Genomic DNA, 18797 nt, shown 5'->3' with positions numbered 1-18797 from the left:
GAGAAGCTTCTGGCTTCTCTTTTTTATTAGAAGTCTATAATTAACTTTTCCTTTAACTCTGCTACAGATAAAGGTTTTGCATAATAAAATCCTTGTACATAATCACAGCCCATCGATTTTAATAAGCTTTCTTGCTCTACTGTCTCTACCCCTTCAGCAACTACTGCTAAATGTAAGCTATGGGCAATTTCAATAACAGATTTTACAATCGTTCGCTCTGGCTGTGCATGATCATAATGAAATTCACGAATAAAATTACGATCAATTTTTACTATATCCAGCGGTAGTTGTTTTAAATAATATAAGGAAGAATAACCCGTTCCGAAATCATCTAAAGCAATTAAAATACCCGTATTTCTTAATTCTTGTAATGTAGCAATAATATAATCAAAATGACGAACAGCAATGCTTTCCGTTATTTCTAAAATTAAACGATTTGCAGGAAATCCAGTTCTCCTTAAAATGCTACGTACAGATAAAATAAAACGCTTTTGCATTAATTGTTGTATGGATAAATTCACAGATAACTTTAGTCCTTCTTCATACTCTGGCAATGTTTTAAACAAGCGACATGACTTTTCTAATACCCAGTCTCCTAATTTTATAATAAGTCCAGATTCTTCAGCTACTGGGATAAATTCGCTTGGTGAAATAGGTCCTTCTTCTGTCGAACAACGCGCTAAAGCTTCAATACCAGTATATTTCTTCGTTTTCAAATCAATAATAGGCTGCAGTGCCACATCTAACTCTTCATCACGAATTGCCTTTTGCAAAGCAAATTCAATTTTCATTCTACGATTTATTTTCGCACGTAACTCATCTGTAAAGAAACACGCTGCATTTCTTCCCTGTTCTTTCGCACTATACATAGCTAAATCTGAATTCTTCAATAGAGTTTCTACATCTTGTCCATCTTGCGGATATGAGCACAGTCCTAGACTAGCTGAAATGTATACTTCGTGACCTTCAAGTATAAATGGCGCCTGAAAGCATGACAACACAGATGTCGCTAGCTGCCTCATCTCATCTTGTGTATGATTTTTTGTTAACAACACAAATTCGTCGCCACCCAGCCTAGCCAGAACATCTTTCTCTCCTAGCACATAATGCAACCGTGAAGCAACTTCGCTTAAAAGTAAATCTCCTATCATATGACCTAGCGTATCGTTTACTAATTTAAAACGATCCAAATCAAAATAAATCATACCAAACTCTCTTTTATCTGCAATTAATTCGTTAACAGTCGTTATTAATTGTAAACGGTTCGGTAAACTCGTTAAAGCATCATGATACGCAAGCTCCCTATAACGACTTTCGCTTAACCGTAACCTCTGTTCTGCTTCTTTCCTACTACTAATATCATTTCGGATCGCAATAAATTGATATGGCTCTCCTTTTTCATTTAAAAATGGAACAATTGTTGTTTTAACCCAATAATATGTACCATCTTTTGCTTGATTTCGAATCTCCCCTCTCCATACTTTTCCGCTCAAAATACGCTTCCATAGCATTTGAAAAAATGTTTTCGGATGATGTCCTGAATTTAAAATACGATGATCTTTCCCTATTAACTCTTCTCGTGTATATTTGGAGATTTCACAAAACTTATCATTTACATATGTAATAAGACCCTTTCGGTCTGTAATCGCAACAATTGAAGACTCATCTAATGCTAACTTTAAATCTCGCAATGAAGATTCATATAATGCATGACCTCTTTGTTCTAGCATGCGCATCTCTCCTTGCTTCCTATCTGACTAAAACACAACTTGTTTCTTTTCATAGAAATAGAGATATTTCATTTCCTAATAATCGTTCTTTACATACATCACGTTTTGAAATATGTCGATTAAAATAACATAATATTATTTGTAATAAAAAGCAATATAATACCGTTTCGATTATAAATAGTAGTTTTTGAATTATAATAACAAAATATTAACATATTTTCACCTTGATTTTGGAAGAATTTTATAAATAAATACTGTATTAAACAAAAAAGAGGATATCCTCTTTTTTGTTTAATACGGATATGGTGTTGGATATGGCGCTGAATAAGTTACTGGGTACGGTGCTGGATATGGTACTGGATATGGCGCTGGATAAGTTACTGGGTATGGTGCTGGATAGTAGCCTCCACCTGCTGCACCCGTTAATGCGCCAGCTGTAAGCCCACCTAACACACCTCCAGCAAAACTTCCAGGGAAAAATCCACCGCCCCATGAGCCGCCACCCCAGCCCCATCCACCTCCGTGATGGTGATGATGATCATGGTGATTGTGCCCACCATGGTGGTGATGTCCGCCGTTATGATGGTGCCCTCCATGATGATGATTACGATAATACAATCCGTTATTTTCTATATAATTCATATTTCCCCTCTCCTTTTCCATTTTCTCATCTTAATAGGTATTGTAAGAATAATATGGATCTTGTTGGTAACCTGTATAATAAGAATAATCCGAGTAATACGGATAACCATATCCGCCATAACTAAATCCAGGGCTGAGTAATGCTCCTGCTACAAACCCTGGAAAGAAACCTCCACCCAAAAATGGTGAATGTCCAAAACCACCATGAAAACCTCCGTGACCAAATCCTCCAATTGGACGACCATACATTTTATTCACCTTCCTTTTCTCTTTAAAAACGTAACAATACACTGTATGTAGGACAAATGCGGAAAGTATGGGGGAAATACCTACATTTTGTAAAAAACAGAAAACACTTTATAATAAAGTGAAACTTTAATCAGTGGGGGGCTTACTGCCCATTAAAGTGGGATAAAAATGTCACATTACATCCGCTATTTAGGAAGTCTATATTGAAGAAAGATTAGAGGAATTATATAGAAATGAAGAAACCTATTGTCCAATTACTATTAATATTTACAATTGTATCTATCGTTCTTTTCCTATTAAATACATCGTATATTTCGTTATATACATTTGTCGGCGTTCTCTGGTCCATCACAATTGTAGGAATTTCATTCGTTATTTTTATCGAAAATAGGTCTCCGCAAAGTACCTTAGCGTGGTTTTTAGTATTAGCACTTCTTCCCGTTGTAGGTGTACTTTTATACTCTATTTTCGGGCGTAGCCGTTGGAGAAGAAAAAAGCATCTCCATCGTTCAGAAGAACAAAGAAAATTATTCCGTGAAATATTAGAAGGAAAACGACTAGAGTTATCACTCAAAGTCCCATTAAGTGAACGCTCTACCCATTTAACAGAAGTTGTACAAAAATTTGGAGGCGGGCCTGCCGCAGATAGAACAACTACAAAACTTTTAACAAACGGAGATCAAACATTTTCAGCAATTTTGCAAGCGATCGAGCAAGCAAAACATCATATACATATTCAATACTATATTTATAAATCTGATGAGATTGGTACAAAAGTTCGGGATGCTTTAATAAACAAAGCAAAAGCTGGTGTTATTGTACGCTTCCTTTATGATGGATTAGGAAGTAATACGTTAAGAAGACGCTTTTTAAAACCTATGAAAGAAGCTGGGATTGAAATTGTTGAATTTGATCCTATTTTTTCAGCTTGGTTACTTGAAACCGTCAATTATCGTAACCACCGTAAAATCGTCATTGTAGATGGAGAAATCGGTTTTACTGGAGGACTTAACGTCGGTGATGAATATCTTGGCCGTTCAAAAAAGTTTCCCGTTTGGCGTGATAGTCATTTAAAAATCGAAGGAAAAGCGTTATATAAATTACAAGCAATTTTTCTAGAGGACTGGCTCTATGCATCTAGTGGTTTGAAAACCTATTCTTGGGATCAATTTATGAATAGACAATACTTCCCAGGTAAAGAAATTTCAAGTGCAGAAGGTGCCGTGCAAATTGTAGCAAGCGGGCCAAGCTCAGATGATAAGAGCATTCGCAATACATTATTAGCTGTTATGGGCTCGGCAAAAAAATCTATTTGGATTGCTACACCATACTTTATTCCAGATCAAGAAACTTTAACATTATTACGTTTAAGTGCAATATCTGGCATAGATGTACGCATTTTATATCCTGGTAAAAGTGATAGTATTATTAGTGACCAAGCATCTCAGTCCTACTTCACTCCACTTTTAAAAGCTGGTGCCTCCATTTATAGTTATAAAGATGGCTTTATGCATGCAAAAATTGTACTTGTTGATGATAAAATTGCAACAATCGGAACAGCAAATATGGACGTACGCAGCTTTGAATTGAATTACGAAATTATTAGCGTACTGTATGAATCAGAAACTGTTCATGATATTAAACGTGATTTTGAAGATGACTTTAAGCATTCTACCGAAATTAAATGGAACGCTTTCCAAAAGAGAAGTATCAAAAAACGAATATTAGAGTCTTTTATGAGGCTCATTTCTCCTTTACTATAAGCAATCAATGTACTATTGATTGCTTTTTCTTTTATATTTGTCCCCTCTCCTTTTCTTTGCATACCATATTAAAACAAGTTATCATAAGATGTATTACTTTATGAAAATAATGTTAGGTGGGACATACATGTTAGAACAATTTCATATACATGCTGATTTAAAACAGCAACTTTCTACAATTCACGAAAAGAATAAACAAGAAGCTGGTGAAAATGCACATTTAATCGGTACAAAAGTATATAAAGCATCTGATAATAGCATTATCGAAGATGCCATTACAGCACTTCTTCTTGGCAAAAATATTCTATTAAAAGGGCCGACTGGTAGTGGTAAAACCGTACTAGCTGAAACTCTTTCTTCTTTATTCCAAAAACCAATGCATAGCATTAACTGTTCTGTCGATTTAGATGTAGAAGGTATTTTAGGATACAACACACTACAAACGAAAGATGGCGCATCTGAAGTTACATTCGTTAACGGTCCTCTTATGAAAGCAATGAAGAACGGTCATTTCCTATATATTGATGAAATCAATATGGCAAAACCTGAAACGTTACCACTTCTTCACGGTGCATTAGATTACCGTAAAATGATTACAAACCCGTTTACACAAGAAGTTGTATACGGTGATGATGAGTATCGTGTAATCGCAGCAATTAATGAAGGCTACGTTGGAACAAGTGAACTAAACGAAGCGTTAAAAAACCGTTTCGTTATTATTGAAGTTCCCTACATCCAAGGTGATACATTAAAAGAACTATTATTAGCAGAATCAAAACTAAAAGACACTGCAACAATTGAAAAGTTCGTTGCATTTGCAAGCGATCTTATGCCTTTAGCTCGTGATGGCCGCGTAAGTGAAGAAGCAGCAAGTATTCGTGGCATTATCGATGCATGTGATTTAGGTGTATATATTCCCGTTATGCGTGCAATTGAACGTAGTATTATCGCAAAATTAAACGATGAAACAGAACAAATGACTGTCCGTGAATTAGCAGAAAGTTATTTCTTTGAGGGATAATTTATGAGACAAATTTTTAGTGACAAAAAAATTGATGCGTCGCTGTTTCTACAAATGGAAAACTTAATGTATGCCCTTCTCAAAGAAGATGATGCCTACCTTGAGTATGGCTATAAAGCATACTACGACGAAATTGAAAAAAAGGTTGTCATTAGTCACTTTTGGGATGATCGAAAAGAAGAGGATACAGTAATCGGATTAAAAAGCGAAGTGTTTTTAAAAGCACTTGGTAATAAACATTACTCGGACATGACTTTAATTCGTTCTTATGCAATTGAATTGCAAGAATCACCCTTAAAAAAGTTTTTAACACAATTATTTGTTCTATTAGAAGATTTACGTGTTGAGGAAATCGTAAAAAACTTACGCCCTGGCACAAAGCATGTTTTTAAAAGAAGAAAAGAAATGTATCGCAATTACTTTAGCTCACAAAATGAAATCAATCGTGTTCGTAACTATCACGGTGATCGTCTATTTTGTCTATGCTATCTTTCATTAACGAGCGATAAATATGAAATGTTTAATAATGAATATTTCGAGCAAATTGAAGCTATTTTGCATGAAACATTCCCAGCTCGTAATACGGAAGATATTATGTATATCGTTGAGAAAATTCGCTATCGCTTAGAGGAGCTTCTTGAAAGTGATATGCTGAACAACTATTTCGGGCATGCACCGCTTTATTTATCTGTCATTGCAGATGAAAAAAACTGTCGCGTCGAAGATTTAGCAAACGATGATACGCAGCTCATAGATGACGATGAAAATAAAAACAAAATGGATGAAAGCTTCTCAACATGGCACCGTGAAAATAAAAACAATGAAAACGAGAACTTTTTACGCTTTGAATTAGAAAGCGGAACAAAAACAAATATGATGGGTGACACTGCTCGCGAATCAGAAGATGGCGACCAAGCACTTGGCTCTGTACAAGGTACTTCTCAAAAAAGTACACAATCTAACTTTGATGGTGCTGACACAAAAGAAGCAAGAGCTTCTCACGCTTCTAGTCAAAATGATGGTGCATATGGTAAATATAACACTGGCGCTTCTCATACATTTAAAGAAGCACGTAAACCAAATCCTGATGAGAAAAAGGATTACCAAGCTATCAAATCAGTCGTTAATAAAGATGTAAAAGAATTAAAGAAAATTATCGAAAAAACGATTGAAAATAAAACGAATGCAAATAGTGATAAATATTACGGAAGACTTCGTAAGAAATTCCTTCGTATTTATACTGAAAAGCAGCCGCGCATGTTTTATAAAAAAGGACAAGAATCGCAAGAGCTTGACGTTGCATTCCAACTATTAGTAGACTGTTCTGGTTCTATGTATAACAAGATGGAAGAAACGAAAAAGAGTGTGGTTCTATTCCATGAAGCGTTAAAATCTTTAAAAATCCCGCACGCTATTAGCGGATTTTGGGAAGATGCTTCTAGTGCGAAACCTGAAGATAAACCGAACGTTATCCATGAAGTTGTAACGTATAAAAACTCAACGTTACCAAACGTTGGTCCCGAAATTATGCAGCTTCGCGAAGAAGAAGATAATCGCGATGGATATATCATTCGGATCGTTTCTGAAAAACTTGCAAAAAGACCAGAAAAGCATAAATTCTTACTTGTCTTCACAGACGGTGAACCTTCTGCGCTAGACTACCAACAAGACGGTATTTTAGATACGCATGAAGCTGTCAAACTTGCTCGTAAAAGTGGTATGGAAGTAATCGGAATTTTCATCGAAGAAGGCGAAGCGAAAGAAGCAACTTATCAATTAATGAAGAACATTTATAACCATCACTTCTTAGTTGCAAATCACGCTGAAGATTTACGTCTGAAGATTAAACCACTATTGAAAAAGTTATTACTGAAGACGATTGAATAGAAAAACAGGAGCTTTGCGCTCCTGTTTTTTCTATTCAATCACTTTGTTTCTGGTTGAAACTTATATGGAATGGCTACTTCTAATAATGAATCGAATCCTCCATCGTAGAATGGGAATCGTTCATTTGCAATTGCTCTGTCCACCCACTCCATTGCGGAAATTTCTCCTTCATCTGCTGCAACAAGTTCACCTTTTACTACATGCGCTCGAAATGTAAATAATAGCGCATGATTCCCTGGCTCTTCAAAGAATTTTTCATTAATCGCAACAAGTCCACCTGCCACAGCAGTTAAACCTGTCTCTTCTTTTACTTCCCTTACTAAAGCTTCCTCTAACGTTTCACCCTTTTCAACAGCCCCACCCGGCAATGACCAAACATTTTGTTCTACATTATGTACCATTAATATTTTATCTGTTTCTTCGTCATGTATTAGTGTGTATACGACATCAACCCTTTGCATGTTCCTTTTCTCCTTCAATTAACTCATCCATTGTAAATAAAGAATGTAGCTGTAAGCCATCTTCTAATAAGTTTTCTCTTCCCTCTTTTGTTCGTTCAATTACGCCTAAAACATGATGTACCTTCGCACCTAGTTCTCTTAAATCTTTCGTGCTTAATAATATTTGACCACCTGTCGTAATAACATCTTCAACAACACAAACATTTTTCTCAGTAATATTAACGCCTTCTGCTAACTTACATGTACCGTACTTCTTCGCTTCTTTTCTTACAAATACAACTGGTATACCCGTTTGTAAAGATAATGCTGTTGCTACTGGAATTCCTCCCATCTCTAAGCCTGCGAGCACTTCTGTCTCAGGAGGAATGAGCTCTTTCAATTGCTTAGCAATTTCTACTAACAATGCTGGATTAGATTCAAATAAGTACTTATCAAAGTATTGATTTGATACTTGTCCTGATCGAAGCTTAAACGTTCCCGTTAAACGTGACGTATTATAAATTTCTTTTGCTAACTCCCATTTCTCCATTTCCTGTCTCCCCTTTACACACAAATTAACTCATTCTATCACACTTGTAATTATTTGTATATTCCTAAAATACAAATAAAAAGAGTCGATTCCTAAGAATCGACCCTTCCTATTAATTCATTACTAACTCAGCTGTGAGCTTTTTTTTTAACTTAGCCAACATGTCCGTTGTCATTTTGTCTAAATCGTATTCTGCTTTAAAGCCCCACTCTTTCATTGCTGCTGTTGCATCAATAGAGTTTGGCCAACTATCAGCGATTGTTTGACGAGCTGGATCTACAGCGTAGTCCATTGTAAACGTCGGAATGTGTTTACGAATTGATGCTGCGATTTGCTCTGGCTCAAAGCTCATTGCTGTAATATTAAATGCATTTCTATGCACTAACTTACTTGGATCAGCTTCCATTAATGAAATAATCGCTTGTAAAGCATCTGGCATGTACATCATATCCATGTATGTTCCTTCTGCAATGTATGAGGTGTATGTGCCTTTTTTAATCGCCTCATAATAAATTTCAACTGCATAATCAGTTGTTCCGCCTCCTGGAGGAGCTACGTAAGAAATTAAACCTGGGAAACGGACACCGCGCGTATCAACGCCAAATTTTTGATGATAATAATCACATAATAATTCCCCTGCTACTTTGTTTACCCCATACATCGTAGTAGGACGTTGAATTGTATCTTGTGGTGTATTATCTTTCGGTGTTGATGGACCGAATGCACCGATAGAACTTGGCGTGAAAAACTTACAGTTTAATTCACGAGCTGCTTCTAATGCATTTACAAGTCCGCCCATATTTAAATTCCATGCAAATAACGGATTTTTTTCTGCTGTTGCTGAAAGTAAAGCTGCTAAATGAATAATTGTATCTACTTCATTGCGCTTTGCGATATCATGTAGTTTTTGTCCATCTGTTACATCTAACGTTTCAAATGGACCAGACGTTACTACTTCACTATCTGTTTCACGAATATCTGTTGCAATAACATTTGATGCGCCGTATACATCACGAAGTTTCATTACTAGTTCAGAACCAATTTGCCCTAAAGAACCGGTTACTAGAATTTTTTTCATTTTCCCCACTCCTCATTTGCAAGCTATTCAAAAGATGTCGTTACTTAAATGATGCCCATTTCTTTCCCTACTTTTTCATACTTACGAATTGCTTCATCTAACATTTCTTTCGTATGAGCTGCTGTTGGCATATTACGAACACGTCCTGTTCCTTTAGCTACAGTTGGGAACACGATAGATTTTGCATATACGCCTTCTTCATTTAGACGTTTACTAAATTCTTGTGTTAATACTTCGTCACCAATAATACAAGGTGTAATTGGCGTTTCACTTTCTCCGATGTTAAAGCCAAGTTCTTTTAACCCTTGTTTTAAATAGCGACCATTTTCCCATAAACGATCGTGCAACTCTGTGCTTTCCATTAAGATTTCAATTGATCTCATGCAAGCTGCAGCATCAGCTGGTGTTAATGCTGTAGAGAATAAGAATGGACGTGAACGAACTTTTAACCAGTCAATTAAGTTTTGTTTCCCTGCTACATATCCACCAATTACCCCAATTGCTTTTGATAATGTACCAATTTGGAAATCAACTTTATCAGACAGACCAAAGTGCTTTACAGTTCCTGCCCCTTTACCAAGTACACCTGAACCGTGTGCATCATCTACGTATGTCATTAAATCTAATTCTTCCGCAATCTCAACAATTTCTGGTAGTTTTGCAACATCTCCATCCATTGAAAAGACACCGTCTGTAATTACCATTAATTTATTGTAAAGTCCTGATTCTTTCGCTGCGATTGCTTTTTGGCGTAAATCTTCCATATCAGAATGTTTATAAACAATAATTTTTGCTTTTGATAGACGACTACCATCAATAATAGAAGCATGGTTTAACTCGTCTGAAAGAATCGCATCATTTTTATCCATAACAGCTGAAATCGCTGCCATATTACAATTAAATCCTGATTGATAAGCAATTGCTGCTTCTGTATGTTTAAACTTTGCAATTGTTTCTTCTAATTTAATATGCAAATCTAAAGTACCGTTAATTGTACGAACCGCTCCTGCTCCAACGCCGTACTTATGAATTGCACCAATTGCAGCTTCTTGCAAACGGCTATCTGTTGCTAATCCAAGATAGTTGTTTGAAGATAAGTTAATATATTCTTTTCCGCCAATTGTAATGATCGGTCCATTTGAACTTTCGAGCGGATCAATTACGTTATAAAGCCCCTTTGATTTTAAATCCTCTAAATTTTCTTCTAAAAATTTCGCAAGTGTTTTACTAGACATCGTGAAGCCTCCCATCGTTCATGTAAGCGAATTATTGTCTTAATAGTTCTAATAATCCCTCTACTAGCTTAACACGTTTTCAGAATTTATTATAGAAAAATAGTTTAAAGTAACCGCTTACAATTCTAGATTATATATGATTCATTACAAGAAATCTATCATTTACTTTTCATATTTGGTAGAATAAAAAAAATATGTAAGGGGGCTTCAATCATGGCATTTACTGAATCTGATGTATATAATAACGAAGCGTTTTTTGAACAATATATGAAACGAAGATACCGAGAAAATAGCCCAAATGAATCACTTGAAAAACCAGCCTTCTTTCAACTCATTGGTGATGTGAAAGGAAAGAAAATTCTCGATTTAGGCTGTGGGGACGCAAAATTTGGCAAGGAATTATTAGAAAAAGACTGCCACTCTTACACCGGTATTGAAGGCTCCGAACTTATGTATGAAAAAGCTAAAAAACAACTAGAAAACAAAAATGGCGCCGTTCATTTTTTAAACCTCAAAGACTACACATACCCTCCTTCTACTTTTGATTTAGTAACATCTAGACTCGCCTTACATTATATCGAACATCTTACTATCATTTTTCAAAATGTGTACGAAACTTTAAAGACAAATGGAACCTTTACTTTTAGCGTTCAACACCCTATTATTACCTCTTCATTTGAAAGCTTGCAAACGAGCGGAAAAAGAACGAGTTGGCTTGTCGATGATTACTTTAAACTAGGCAAACGGGTTGAACCTTGGATTGATCAAGAAGTTATTAAATATCATCGTACAACGGAAGAATATTTTACACTATTACAACAAGCTGGATTTACAATTACAAATTTAAAAGAAGCTACACCAGATCAAACTTATTTTCAAAGCGCGGAAGAATATGAACGTCGTTTACGTATTCCCCTCTTTCTCTTATTCTCTTGCCGAAAATAAAAAAGACGATGATTTCCTCATCGTCTTTTTCTTTATCTCATTGCATGAGCAACTTCTTTACGTACACGTCTTCCTTTTCCATGCGGAATACAAAGTGGCGTCCCAAATAACGGATCCGTACTAATTTGACATTCCATTCGGAATACATCACGTACTAGCTTCTCATCTACTACTTCTTCTGGCTTACCTTGTGCATATATTTTTTTATCTTGAATGGCTACAATATTGTCTGCATAACGGCAGGCCAAATTTAAATCGTGTAGTACCATAACAATTGTTCTTTGTTCTGTTTCATTTAATTCGAATAATAAATCTAGCACTTCAATTTGGTGAGTCATATCTAAATAGGTAGTAGGCTCATCCAATAAAATAATATCTGTATCTTGCGCAAGCGTCATTGCAATCCAAGCACGTTGTCGTTGTCCACCTGAAAGAGCATGCACATCACGCTCAGCAAATTCTGTCATACCTGTTGCTGCAAGTGCTTTCTGTACCATTTCCTCATCTTTTTCTGACCATTGCTTCAGCCATGTTTGATACGGATAACGTCCTTGCTTTACAAGTTGCAATACTGTAAGCCCTTCTGGCGCTTGCGGTCCTTGCGGTAAAATTGCCATTTGACGAGCGATTTGCTTCGTTTGCATATTTTGAATGGCTTGATTATCTAACAAAATGTCACCAGCTGTTGGTTTTAATAATCTAGCTAGTGAACGTAATAAGGTCGATTTCCCGCAACCGTTAGAACCGATAAAGATGGTAATTTCACCTTTTGGAATTTCTAAATTCAACTCATCAATAATAATTGTTTCACCGTAAGACAACGTCAAACGTTTCGTCTCCAATGCTTTTTGCATATTCATCTTCCTTTATGAATTCCGACTTTTATAAAGTAAATAAATAAAATAAGGTGCACCAATTGCTGATGTAAATACCCCTGCTGGAATTTCAAGTGGGGTAAAAACTGTACGCCCAATTAAATCTGCAGCAAGTACTAAAATTGCACCGACAATAGCCGCAACCGGGAGTAATGCACCGTATAAAGAACCAACTAGTCTTCGTGAAATATGAGGTGCCATTAAACCGACAAATCCAATTCCACCAGCAAAGGCAACTGCTCCACCAATTAAAGCTGTACTAAGTAATAACATAAATATGCGTGACTTCGTTAAAGGAACACCAAGTCCTACCGCAATATCATCCCCTAGCTCTTGCGCATTTAAATGTCTAGCAGCTATAAATGATATTACCGTTAAAATAAGAACCCACGGCGCAAGTACCATGACGTTTTGCCATGAAGACCCGTAAACAGTGCCTGTAATCCATACATTCGCTTGACTCGCTTGGTAAATTGGCGCTAACAACATAAACAAAGTCGTTGCCGCTTTCGTTAATGCCCAAAAACCAACACCAATTAAAACAAGACTAATCGGTGATAATCCGTCATTTCTCCATGCAAATAAATATACAAAAAGTGCTACAATCGTTGCCCCAATAAATGCTGCTAACGGCATATAATGAATGCTTACAGTTAGCGCATTATTTTTATCACTAAATATAGCTAAAAATAATACCACTGCAACACTTGCACCACCTGTAATCCCGATGATATCCGGAGAAGCAAGTGGATTTCGAACGAGCCCTTGTAAAATACATCCTGCTACAGCAAGTGCGATTCCTACAAGGATAGCAATTAAAATACGAGGCATACGAAACTTATTTACAACCATATTGGACATCGCATCGCCATTTCCAGTAATCGCTTGCCATACATCATAAGGAGCAATTTTCATGTCTCCCATACCTGCACTCGCAAAAAACAATCCTATTAAAACAACTAGTAAACTGAATAAGACGAGACAAGCTCGTTTGTACATTAAAAACGAGAGCCCGCCTTTTCCTATACGAAACGGAATATACTTCTTCATTTGCTAAGCCCTCTCTTACGTGCAATATAAATAAAGAACGGCGCACCAATAAATGCTGTCATAACCCCTACTGGTACTTCTTGTGGCATAATGACATATCTTGCTGCGATATCAGCTAAGATCAATAGTATTGCACCTAATAAGCCGCTATACGGTACTCTCCACCTATGATCTACTCCAACAAGAAATCTGGCAAAATGCGGGGTAACAATACCAATAAACCCAATAGGACCTGCGACCGCAACTGAACCACCGGATAACAGGACAATAATAAGTAGTACGAATGATTTCATTAAAATCGTTCTTTGACCAAGTCCTTTTGCAACGTCTTCTCCCATCATCAATGTATTTACTTTCCCTGCCATCATAATAGATGCAATCCAGCCTATTAATAAATACGGGAATACTGATTGTAAAATTTCTAACTTTCTTCCTTGCACAGATCCGGCAAGCCAAAATAATACTTCTTCAAGCGCCTTTTCATTTAAAACAAGTAATCCTTGTGTTAATGATGAAAATAACGCACTAATTGCCACTCCTGCTAACGTTAATTTAAGAGGCGTTGTCCCCTCTTTTCCTAAAGAGCTAGAAGCAAATACAAGTACAGCTGCAATTGCTGCCCCTAAGAAGGCAATCCACGTGAAAGCTGATAATGATGTCACGGAAAAAATAACAATTGCTACAACTATGAAGAAAGCAGCACCTGAATTTAATCCAATAAAATCTGGAGAAGCAAGTGGATTTTTCGTTAAAGTTTGCATAAGACAACCTGCAATGGCTAAACTAGCACCAACACTCGCTGCAATTAATGCCCTTGGTAGACGCACATTTTGAATAATAATATGTTCATTGGACCCATTAAAATGGAAAAAAGCATCTAACGCTAATTTCCAACTCGTATTTGTATATCCGAAAATAATACTGCCCCAAATACAAGTAATGACTGCAATGATCCCAACAAATAATCCAATCCATTTTGCTCGATTTGTTTTTAATAACATGCAGCGTTTCCCCTTCAATGTATAATGATACGTTGTAAGTGTATTTCAACTTAATTCTCATTGTCAACGGAAATGAGAATTATTTTCAACCGTATGTATTGACAATCTAAAGATAAAGGCTTAATATCATGCTTGCTATTGAAAAAAATTCTCACTATGTAGGGGGTACATAATGAATTTCATGCGAAAGAAATCGTTTACAGTATTTGTATTTTTATTAGCCTTTTCACTACTTTTAAGTGCTTGTGGAAAATCAAATACGAAAGAAGAATCAAAAGAAGGTACGAAAAAAGAAATGATTCCTGTGGAACATGCAATGGGTAAAACAGAAGTTCCTGCTAATCCAAAACGTGTAGTCATTTTAACAAATGAAGGTACTGAAGCTTTACTTGAATTAGGTGTTAAACCAGTTGGGGCTGTAAAATCTTGGACTGGTGATCCATGGTATCCACATATTAAAGATAAAATGAAAGATGTAAAAGTTGTTGGTGATGAAGGACAAGTGAACGTAGAAACAATCGCTTCTTTAAAACCAGACTTAATTATCGGTAACAAAATGCGTCACGAAAAAGTGTACGAGCAACTAAAAGCAATTGCACCTACTGTGTTCTCTGAAACATTACGCGGTGAATGGAAAGATAACTTCAAGTTTTATGCGAAAGCATTAAATAAAGAAAAAGAAGGCCAAAAGGTTTTAGCTGATTACGATAAACGTATGAAAGATTTAAAAGCCAAACTAGGTGATAAAGTAAATCAAGAAATCTCTATGGTTCGCTTCATGCCTGGTGATGTTCGTATTTATCATGGTGATACATTCTCTGGTGTTATTTTAAAAGAACTTGGATTTAAACGTCCTGGCGATCAAAATAAAGATGACTTCGCAGAGCGTAACGTATCTAAAGAACGTATTTCTGCAATGGATGGCGATGTATTGTTCTACTTCACATTCGATAAAGGAAATGAGAAAAAAGGCTCTGAATTAGAAAAAGAATATATCAATGATCCACTATTTAAAAATTTAAATGCAGTGAAAAATAATAAAGCATACAAAGTTGACGATGTGATTTGGAATACTGCTGGCGGTGTAATGGCTGCTAACCTACTATTAGATGATATCGAAAAACGCTTTGTTAAATAGTATTTCCCTAACCAGCTCCCCTTCTATGGAGCTGGTTATTTTTCAATTCACTTAAATGTCACATTATTTCATTTTGTATTTTTATTCCCAATATGTTATATTATAAAAGTAAATAGAATATATTTTCTCTATATCAGAATAAATATTTTAATATAAATTTTCTGATTAATCACTATTTTATTTTCTTTTAGAATTCAATTATTACATTTGAAAACGCTTATCATCTTGTTTTCAGGGCAAAATACAGTAACGGTCGAAGTAAAATAGAACTTTTTTAGAAATTTTCTTTCTATTTCCATATAATTCTATTGACTTCTAAATATTTTGTAAATTAAAATGATTACATAAATATCCGTTATACAGGATTAGGGGGAAACAAAAATGGATGCAGCTTTAAAATTAGACAAAGCTGGAGAGCAACAATCACCAAAAAAACATCCACCAGGATTGTACTTGTTGTTCTTAACAGAAATGTGGGAAAGATTTAGTTATTATGGAATGCGTGGCCTTTTAGTTCTTTACTTAACGACTGCTGCGGTTAGTGGCGGGTTAGGATTTGATAAGGCGTTTGCAGTGCAATTATATGGTACTTTTACAGCGGCAGTATATTTCATGCCAATTATAGGTGGATGGCTAACGGATCATTATATTACAAGACGTCATGCCATTACTCTCGGCGGAATTATTATGGCAATCGGCAACTTTGTACTATTCTCAATGAATACAAAAACAGGACTATTTCTAGGATTAATACTATTAGTTATTGGTAATGGGTTCTTCAAACCAAATATTTCTACACTGTTAGGTGAATTGTATAGTGAAAATGATTCACGTCGTGACAGTGCATTTACTATCTTCTATATGGGTATTAACGTAGGTGCTTTCTTCGCTCCACTTATTTGTGGATTTTTAGCAGAAGATTTCTTTAAAACAAGCGTTGATGGCGTTATGGTTATGGGATATAAATACGGATTCTTAGCAGCTTGTATCGGTATGATTATTGGACAAATTGTTTTCAACTTATTAGCTCCTCGCTATCTTGGTACAGCAGGAACAACAGTTGTTGGTAAAAAAACAAAAAATCAACCTGCAGTCGAAAAGAAACCTTTAACAAAACAAGAAAAAAACCGCACTTGGGCAATTGTAATTTTAACTTGTTTCGTAGTATTCTTCTGGGCAGGCTTTGAACAAGCTGGTAGTTCTTTAACACTTTATACAGATAAATTTGTTGATCGTACAATTTTTGGATGGGAAATCCCAACATCTTGGTTCCAATCCGTTAATCCAGCGTTCATCGTACTACTTGCACCATTCGTATCTATGCTATGGTTAAAACTTTCTAAATCAAAGCGTGGCGATTTAAAAATACCAACAAAAATGGCATTTGGTATGATTTTACTAGGTATAGGTTACCTTGTTTTAACATTAGCGGTTCTAAAAACTGGAAGTAGTGAAGCTGATATAACTGTTAAAGCAAACTTATTATTCATCGTTATCACTTATATGTTCCATACAATTGGAGAACTATTCTTATCACCAATTGGTCTATCAATGGTAAGTGCAATTGCACCTGTTAAATTAGCATCATTACTAATGGGTGTATGGTTAGCTGGTTCAGGTATGGCTAACTGGTTAGCTGGTAAACTTGCTTCCTTTACACAATCATTAGGATACCTTGAAGTATTTGCAAGTATTGGCATTATCGTTATCGTCTTAGGACTTGTACTCCTTCTCTTCTCTAAAAAAGTTGCGAGTATGATGGAATAATACAAAAACAGACGCTTCTAAAATCAGAAGCGTCTTTTCTATTACTTCTCCTCTAAAGCCGTCACGTTCACGTGGACGCTTTCTCCAGGATTAGATACATCATACACTTGAGCAACCCCACTCTGCTCGTCACAGCTCTCAATCCATACTGGTACACCTTCATATGTAACGTCGATTCTACTTGAAGAAGATAAAATTTGTTTCACACGTTTTACATCCATTCTACTATCCCTCCTTTGACTTATTACACTCCTTTCTATCTTTTCTTTTCCTTTTAGAATATATTCCATATAGCAACATTTTAATGGTTAGCCTTTTTTCCTTACATATTAATATTCTTTCTCATATCACCTTCTAACAAATAAAAAAAGACGTAGGTCCCACACGTCTTTTTCCATAATATTCAAATTTTAAGAAAATAATGTTTTTACAACTTCACTTACTTTATCATTATGAATTTGATAATACACTTCTAATCCTCGTCTTTCAAAGCGTACTACTTTATTTTGTTTTAATTTTGTTAAATGTTGCGAAACTGTTGATTGTGGAATTTCTAGCACTTCCTGTAATTGTGTTACATTACATGTTCCACGTTGCATTAGTTCCATTACTAGACGTAGACGTAACGGATGCGCTAACGCTCTTAACATTTGTACATCTTCTTCTGAAATATGACATTCGAATTGATTTTGGCTCATAAAGTTCCCCTCATTTTCGTTTTTATTTTCTTTTTATTTATTTATATATCTGTTCTTATATTTCCTGTTACGACATAACTTTATCAACCTATAAAGCTGAAAAATTTTTCCACCTTTATCAGGAAAGAATTCAGGAAAAATTCCTTGCTGATTTTGAATATTATACTATATGATATAACGAAAAAGCAAAAGTAAGGACTATGAATACTTTGCTTACAAACGTTGTTTTATCAAGCTTTTTGTTATATTTTCACCTCATTGCAACGTACAGTAATTATATTGTAAAATACCGTCTATAATTGATAACCTATCGTAACGTTTTGGGGTTATATTTAACCTCTTTGTTATGCTAAAAGGAATTTTCAGTAAAAAGAGATATCATAACATTAAATTTTAACTTATTGCTTTTTAATTAATATTCAATCGCTTGAACTATGATGGAACACTTCCTATTAAGTACATTTACTGTCCCACCCCTGACTTGATCAAATAGGACAAACGGTACATTCTGCAGCTCTATATTCGATACAAAGACGGTCTCTACTATAGAGCTGTAGTATCAATAATGTATAAACAACTACAAGAAAAGAATATGCAAATAATTTATCTCACCCACTCGAATAGATTTGAGTGGGCTTTTTGTCGACTTTATGAACAAAGCAGTTCTTTTAACACTATTATGGAATAATTATACTTTTTTACGTTGACAATAGTGTTGAAGGAGAATA

18 protein-coding genes are annotated in these 18797 nt (G+C 35.5%); 6 read left to right on the top strand and 12 right to left on the bottom strand.

Annotation, left to right across the window (positions count from 1 at the left end; genetic code table 11):
- Positions 1-26: 26 nt before the first annotated feature.
- The 3 genes from PSR14_RS03865 to PSR14_RS03855 all read right to left on the bottom strand — a co-directional run bounded on the left by PSR14_RS03865 (position 27) and on the right by PSR14_RS03855 (position 2621).
- Complete coding sequence (locus tag PSR14_RS03865; protein WP_098487508.1) at positions 27-1730, bottom strand: bifunctional diguanylate cyclase/phosphodiesterase; 1704 nt, start codon at positions 1728-1730, stop codon at positions 27-29.
- Positions 1731-2021: 291 nt separating this feature from the next.
- Positions 2022-2372: a hypothetical protein gene (locus PSR14_RS03860; protein WP_001106393.1), complete on the bottom strand. Its 351-nt coding sequence runs from the start codon at positions 2370-2372 to the stop codon at positions 2022-2024.
- Between the two features lie 30 nt (positions 2373-2402).
- Positions 2403-2621: a hypothetical protein gene (locus PSR14_RS03855; RefSeq protein ID WP_098487507.1), complete on the bottom strand. Its 219-nt coding sequence runs from the start codon at positions 2619-2621 to the stop codon at positions 2403-2405.
- A 233-nt stretch (positions 2622-2854) separates the two neighbouring features.
- On the opposite strand from PSR14_RS03855, the gene PSR14_RS03850 reads away from it, so the two are divergent.
- The 3 genes from PSR14_RS03850 (at position 2855) to PSR14_RS03840 (ending at position 7292) form a co-directional block, all read left to right on the top strand.
- Positions 2855-4384 carry a cardiolipin synthase gene (locus tag PSR14_RS03850; protein ID WP_000743044.1) on the top strand — a complete coding sequence of 510 codons (1530 nt, stop codon included), beginning with the start codon at positions 2855-2857 and terminating at the stop codon, positions 4382-4384.
- 127 nt (positions 4385-4511) lie between these two features.
- Positions 4512-5405: an AAA family ATPase gene (locus PSR14_RS03845; protein WP_048558065.1), complete on the top strand. Its 894-nt coding sequence runs from the start codon at positions 4512-4514 to the stop codon at positions 5403-5405.
- 3 nt (positions 5406-5408) lie between these two features.
- Entirely contained in the window at positions 5409-7292 is a 1884-nt protein-coding gene (locus tag PSR14_RS03840) for a vWA domain-containing protein (RefSeq protein ID WP_406644151.1), read from the top strand.
- Positions 7293-7330: 38 nt separating this feature from the next.
- Here PSR14_RS03840 and PSR14_RS03835 read toward each other — a convergent pair whose 3' ends face one another.
- The 4 genes from PSR14_RS03835 to PSR14_RS03820 all read right to left on the bottom strand — a co-directional run bounded on the left by PSR14_RS03835 (position 7331) and on the right by PSR14_RS03820 (position 10595).
- Entirely contained in the window at positions 7331-7753 is a 423-nt protein-coding gene (locus PSR14_RS03835; protein WP_098487506.1) for an NUDIX hydrolase, read from the bottom strand.
- On the bottom strand, positions 7740-8282 hold the full coding sequence (gene pyrE, locus PSR14_RS03830; RefSeq protein WP_000417029.1) for an orotate phosphoribosyltransferase: 543 nt from the start codon (positions 8280-8282) through the stop codon (positions 7740-7742). The genes PSR14_RS03835 and pyrE overlap by 14 nt, the downstream gene beginning before the upstream one ends.
- Before the next feature lie 112 nt (positions 8283-8394).
- On the bottom strand, positions 8395-9360 hold the full coding sequence (locus PSR14_RS03825) for an L-threonine 3-dehydrogenase (protein WP_000723139.1): 966 nt from the start codon (positions 9358-9360) through the stop codon (positions 8395-8397).
- A 44-nt stretch (positions 9361-9404) separates the two neighbouring features.
- Complete coding sequence (locus PSR14_RS03820; RefSeq protein ID WP_000095906.1) at positions 9405-10595, bottom strand: glycine C-acetyltransferase; 1191 nt, start codon at positions 10593-10595, stop codon at positions 9405-9407.
- Positions 10596-10808: 213 nt separating this feature from the next.
- Between PSR14_RS03820 and PSR14_RS03815 the strand changes: the two genes are divergently transcribed.
- The gene (locus PSR14_RS03815) at positions 10809-11540 is read left to right on the top strand and encodes a class I SAM-dependent methyltransferase (protein ID WP_000885946.1); all 732 of its coding nucleotides are present in this window, start codon (positions 10809-10811) and stop codon (positions 11538-11540) included.
- Between the two features lie 32 nt (positions 11541-11572).
- Here PSR14_RS03815 and PSR14_RS03810 read toward each other — a convergent pair whose 3' ends face one another.
- The 3 genes from PSR14_RS03810 to PSR14_RS03800 are packed head-to-tail and all read right to left on the bottom strand — an operon-like array spanning position 11573 to position 14466.
- On the bottom strand, positions 11573-12394 hold the full coding sequence (locus tag PSR14_RS03810; protein WP_001167949.1) for an ABC transporter ATP-binding protein: 822 nt from the start codon (positions 12392-12394) through the stop codon (positions 11573-11575).
- A gap of 12 nt (positions 12395-12406) precedes the next feature.
- Positions 12407-13465: an iron ABC transporter permease gene (locus PSR14_RS03805; RefSeq protein ID WP_000760066.1), complete on the bottom strand. Its 1059-nt coding sequence runs from the start codon at positions 13463-13465 to the stop codon at positions 12407-12409.
- Positions 13462-14466 (bottom strand): iron ABC transporter permease, encoded by a 1005-nt coding sequence (locus PSR14_RS03800; RefSeq protein ID WP_000925216.1) that lies wholly within the window; start codon positions 14464-14466, stop codon positions 13462-13464. The genes PSR14_RS03805 and PSR14_RS03800 overlap by 4 nt, the downstream gene beginning before the upstream one ends.
- A gap of 172 nt (positions 14467-14638) precedes the next feature.
- On the opposite strand from PSR14_RS03800, the gene PSR14_RS03795 reads away from it, so the two are divergent.
- Positions 14639-15604 carry an ABC transporter substrate-binding protein gene (locus tag PSR14_RS03795; RefSeq protein WP_001010266.1) on the top strand — a complete coding sequence of 322 codons (966 nt, stop codon included), beginning with the start codon at positions 14639-14641 and terminating at the stop codon, positions 15602-15604.
- 381 nt (positions 15605-15985) lie between these two features.
- Complete coding sequence (locus tag PSR14_RS03790) at positions 15986-17371, top strand: peptide MFS transporter (protein ID WP_000338322.1); 1386 nt, start codon at positions 15986-15988, stop codon at positions 17369-17371.
- Between the two features lie 41 nt (positions 17372-17412).
- On the opposite strand, the gene PSR14_RS03785 is transcribed toward PSR14_RS03790, so the two are convergent.
- Positions 17413-17592, bottom strand: coding sequence for an acid-soluble spore protein H (locus PSR14_RS03785; protein WP_000382683.1), 180 nt, complete (start codon positions 17590-17592; stop codon positions 17413-17415).
- 189 nt (positions 17593-17781) lie between these two features.
- Positions 17782-18069: a helix-turn-helix transcriptional regulator gene (locus PSR14_RS03780; RefSeq protein ID WP_000081427.1), complete on the bottom strand. Its 288-nt coding sequence runs from the start codon at positions 18067-18069 to the stop codon at positions 17782-17784.
- Positions 18070-18797: the final 728 nt, after the last annotated feature.

This window comes from Bacillus sp. A01H (assembly GCF_045277205.1).
Taxonomy (GTDB): Bacteria; Bacillota; Bacilli; order Bacillales; family Bacillaceae_G; genus Bacillus_A; species Bacillus_A paranthracis.
Note: the sequence above shows the minus strand (reverse complement) of the source record. Positions and strands in the feature narration are given on the sequence as shown.

Bases quoted from the DNA above. Each gene is read 5' to 3' on its own strand.
- PSR14_RS03865 (WP_098487508.1), bottom strand. From the start codon at position 1,730: ATGCTAGAACAAAGAGGTCATGCATTATATGAATCTTCATTGCGAGAT.
- PSR14_RS03860 (WP_001106393.1), bottom strand. From the start codon at position 2,372: ATGAATTATATAGAAAATAACGGATTGTATTATCGTAATCATCATCAT.
- PSR14_RS03855 (WP_098487507.1), bottom strand. From the start codon at position 2,621: ATGTATGGTCGTCCAATTGGAGGATTTGGTCACGGAGGTTTTCATGGT.
- PSR14_RS03850 (WP_000743044.1), top strand. From the start codon at position 2,855: ATGAAGAAACCTATTGTCCAATTACTATTAATATTTACAATTGTATCT.
- PSR14_RS03845 (WP_048558065.1), top strand. From the start codon at position 4,512: ATGTTAGAACAATTTCATATACATGCTGATTTAAAACAGCAACTTTCT.
- PSR14_RS03840 (WP_406644151.1), top strand. From the start codon at position 5,409: ATGAGACAAATTTTTAGTGACAAAAAAATTGATGCGTCGCTGTTTCTA.
- PSR14_RS03835 (WP_098487506.1), bottom strand. From the start codon at position 7,753: ATGCAAAGGGTTGATGTCGTATACACACTAATACATGACGAAGAAACA.
- pyrE (WP_000417029.1), bottom strand. From the start codon at position 8,282: ATGGAGAAATGGGAGTTAGCAAAAGAAATTTATAATACGTCACGTTTA.
- PSR14_RS03825 (WP_000723139.1), bottom strand. From the start codon at position 9,360: ATGAAAAAAATTCTAGTAACCGGTTCTTTAGGGCAAATTGGTTCTGAA.
- PSR14_RS03820 (WP_000095906.1), bottom strand. From the start codon at position 10,595: ATGTCTAGTAAAACACTTGCGAAATTTTTAGAAGAAAATTTAGAGGAT.
- PSR14_RS03815 (WP_000885946.1), top strand. From the start codon at position 10,809: ATGGCATTTACTGAATCTGATGTATATAATAACGAAGCGTTTTTTGAA.
- PSR14_RS03810 (WP_001167949.1), bottom strand. From the start codon at position 12,394: ATGCAAAAAGCATTGGAGACGAAACGTTTGACGTTGTCTTACGGTGAA.
- PSR14_RS03805 (WP_000760066.1), bottom strand. From the start codon at position 13,465: ATGAAGAAGTATATTCCGTTTCGTATAGGAAAAGGCGGGCTCTCGTTT.
- PSR14_RS03800 (WP_000925216.1), bottom strand. From the start codon at position 14,466: ATGTTATTAAAAACAAATCGAGCAAAATGGATTGGATTATTTGTTGGG.
- PSR14_RS03795 (WP_001010266.1), top strand. From the start codon at position 14,639: ATGAATTTCATGCGAAAGAAATCGTTTACAGTATTTGTATTTTTATTA.
- PSR14_RS03790 (WP_000338322.1), top strand. From the start codon at position 15,986: ATGGATGCAGCTTTAAAATTAGACAAAGCTGGAGAGCAACAATCACCA.
- PSR14_RS03785 (WP_000382683.1), bottom strand. From the start codon at position 17,592: ATGGATGTAAAACGTGTGAAACAAATTTTATCTTCTTCAAGTAGAATC.
- PSR14_RS03780 (WP_000081427.1), bottom strand. From the start codon at position 18,069: ATGAGCCAAAATCAATTCGAATGTCATATTTCAGAAGAAGATGTACAA.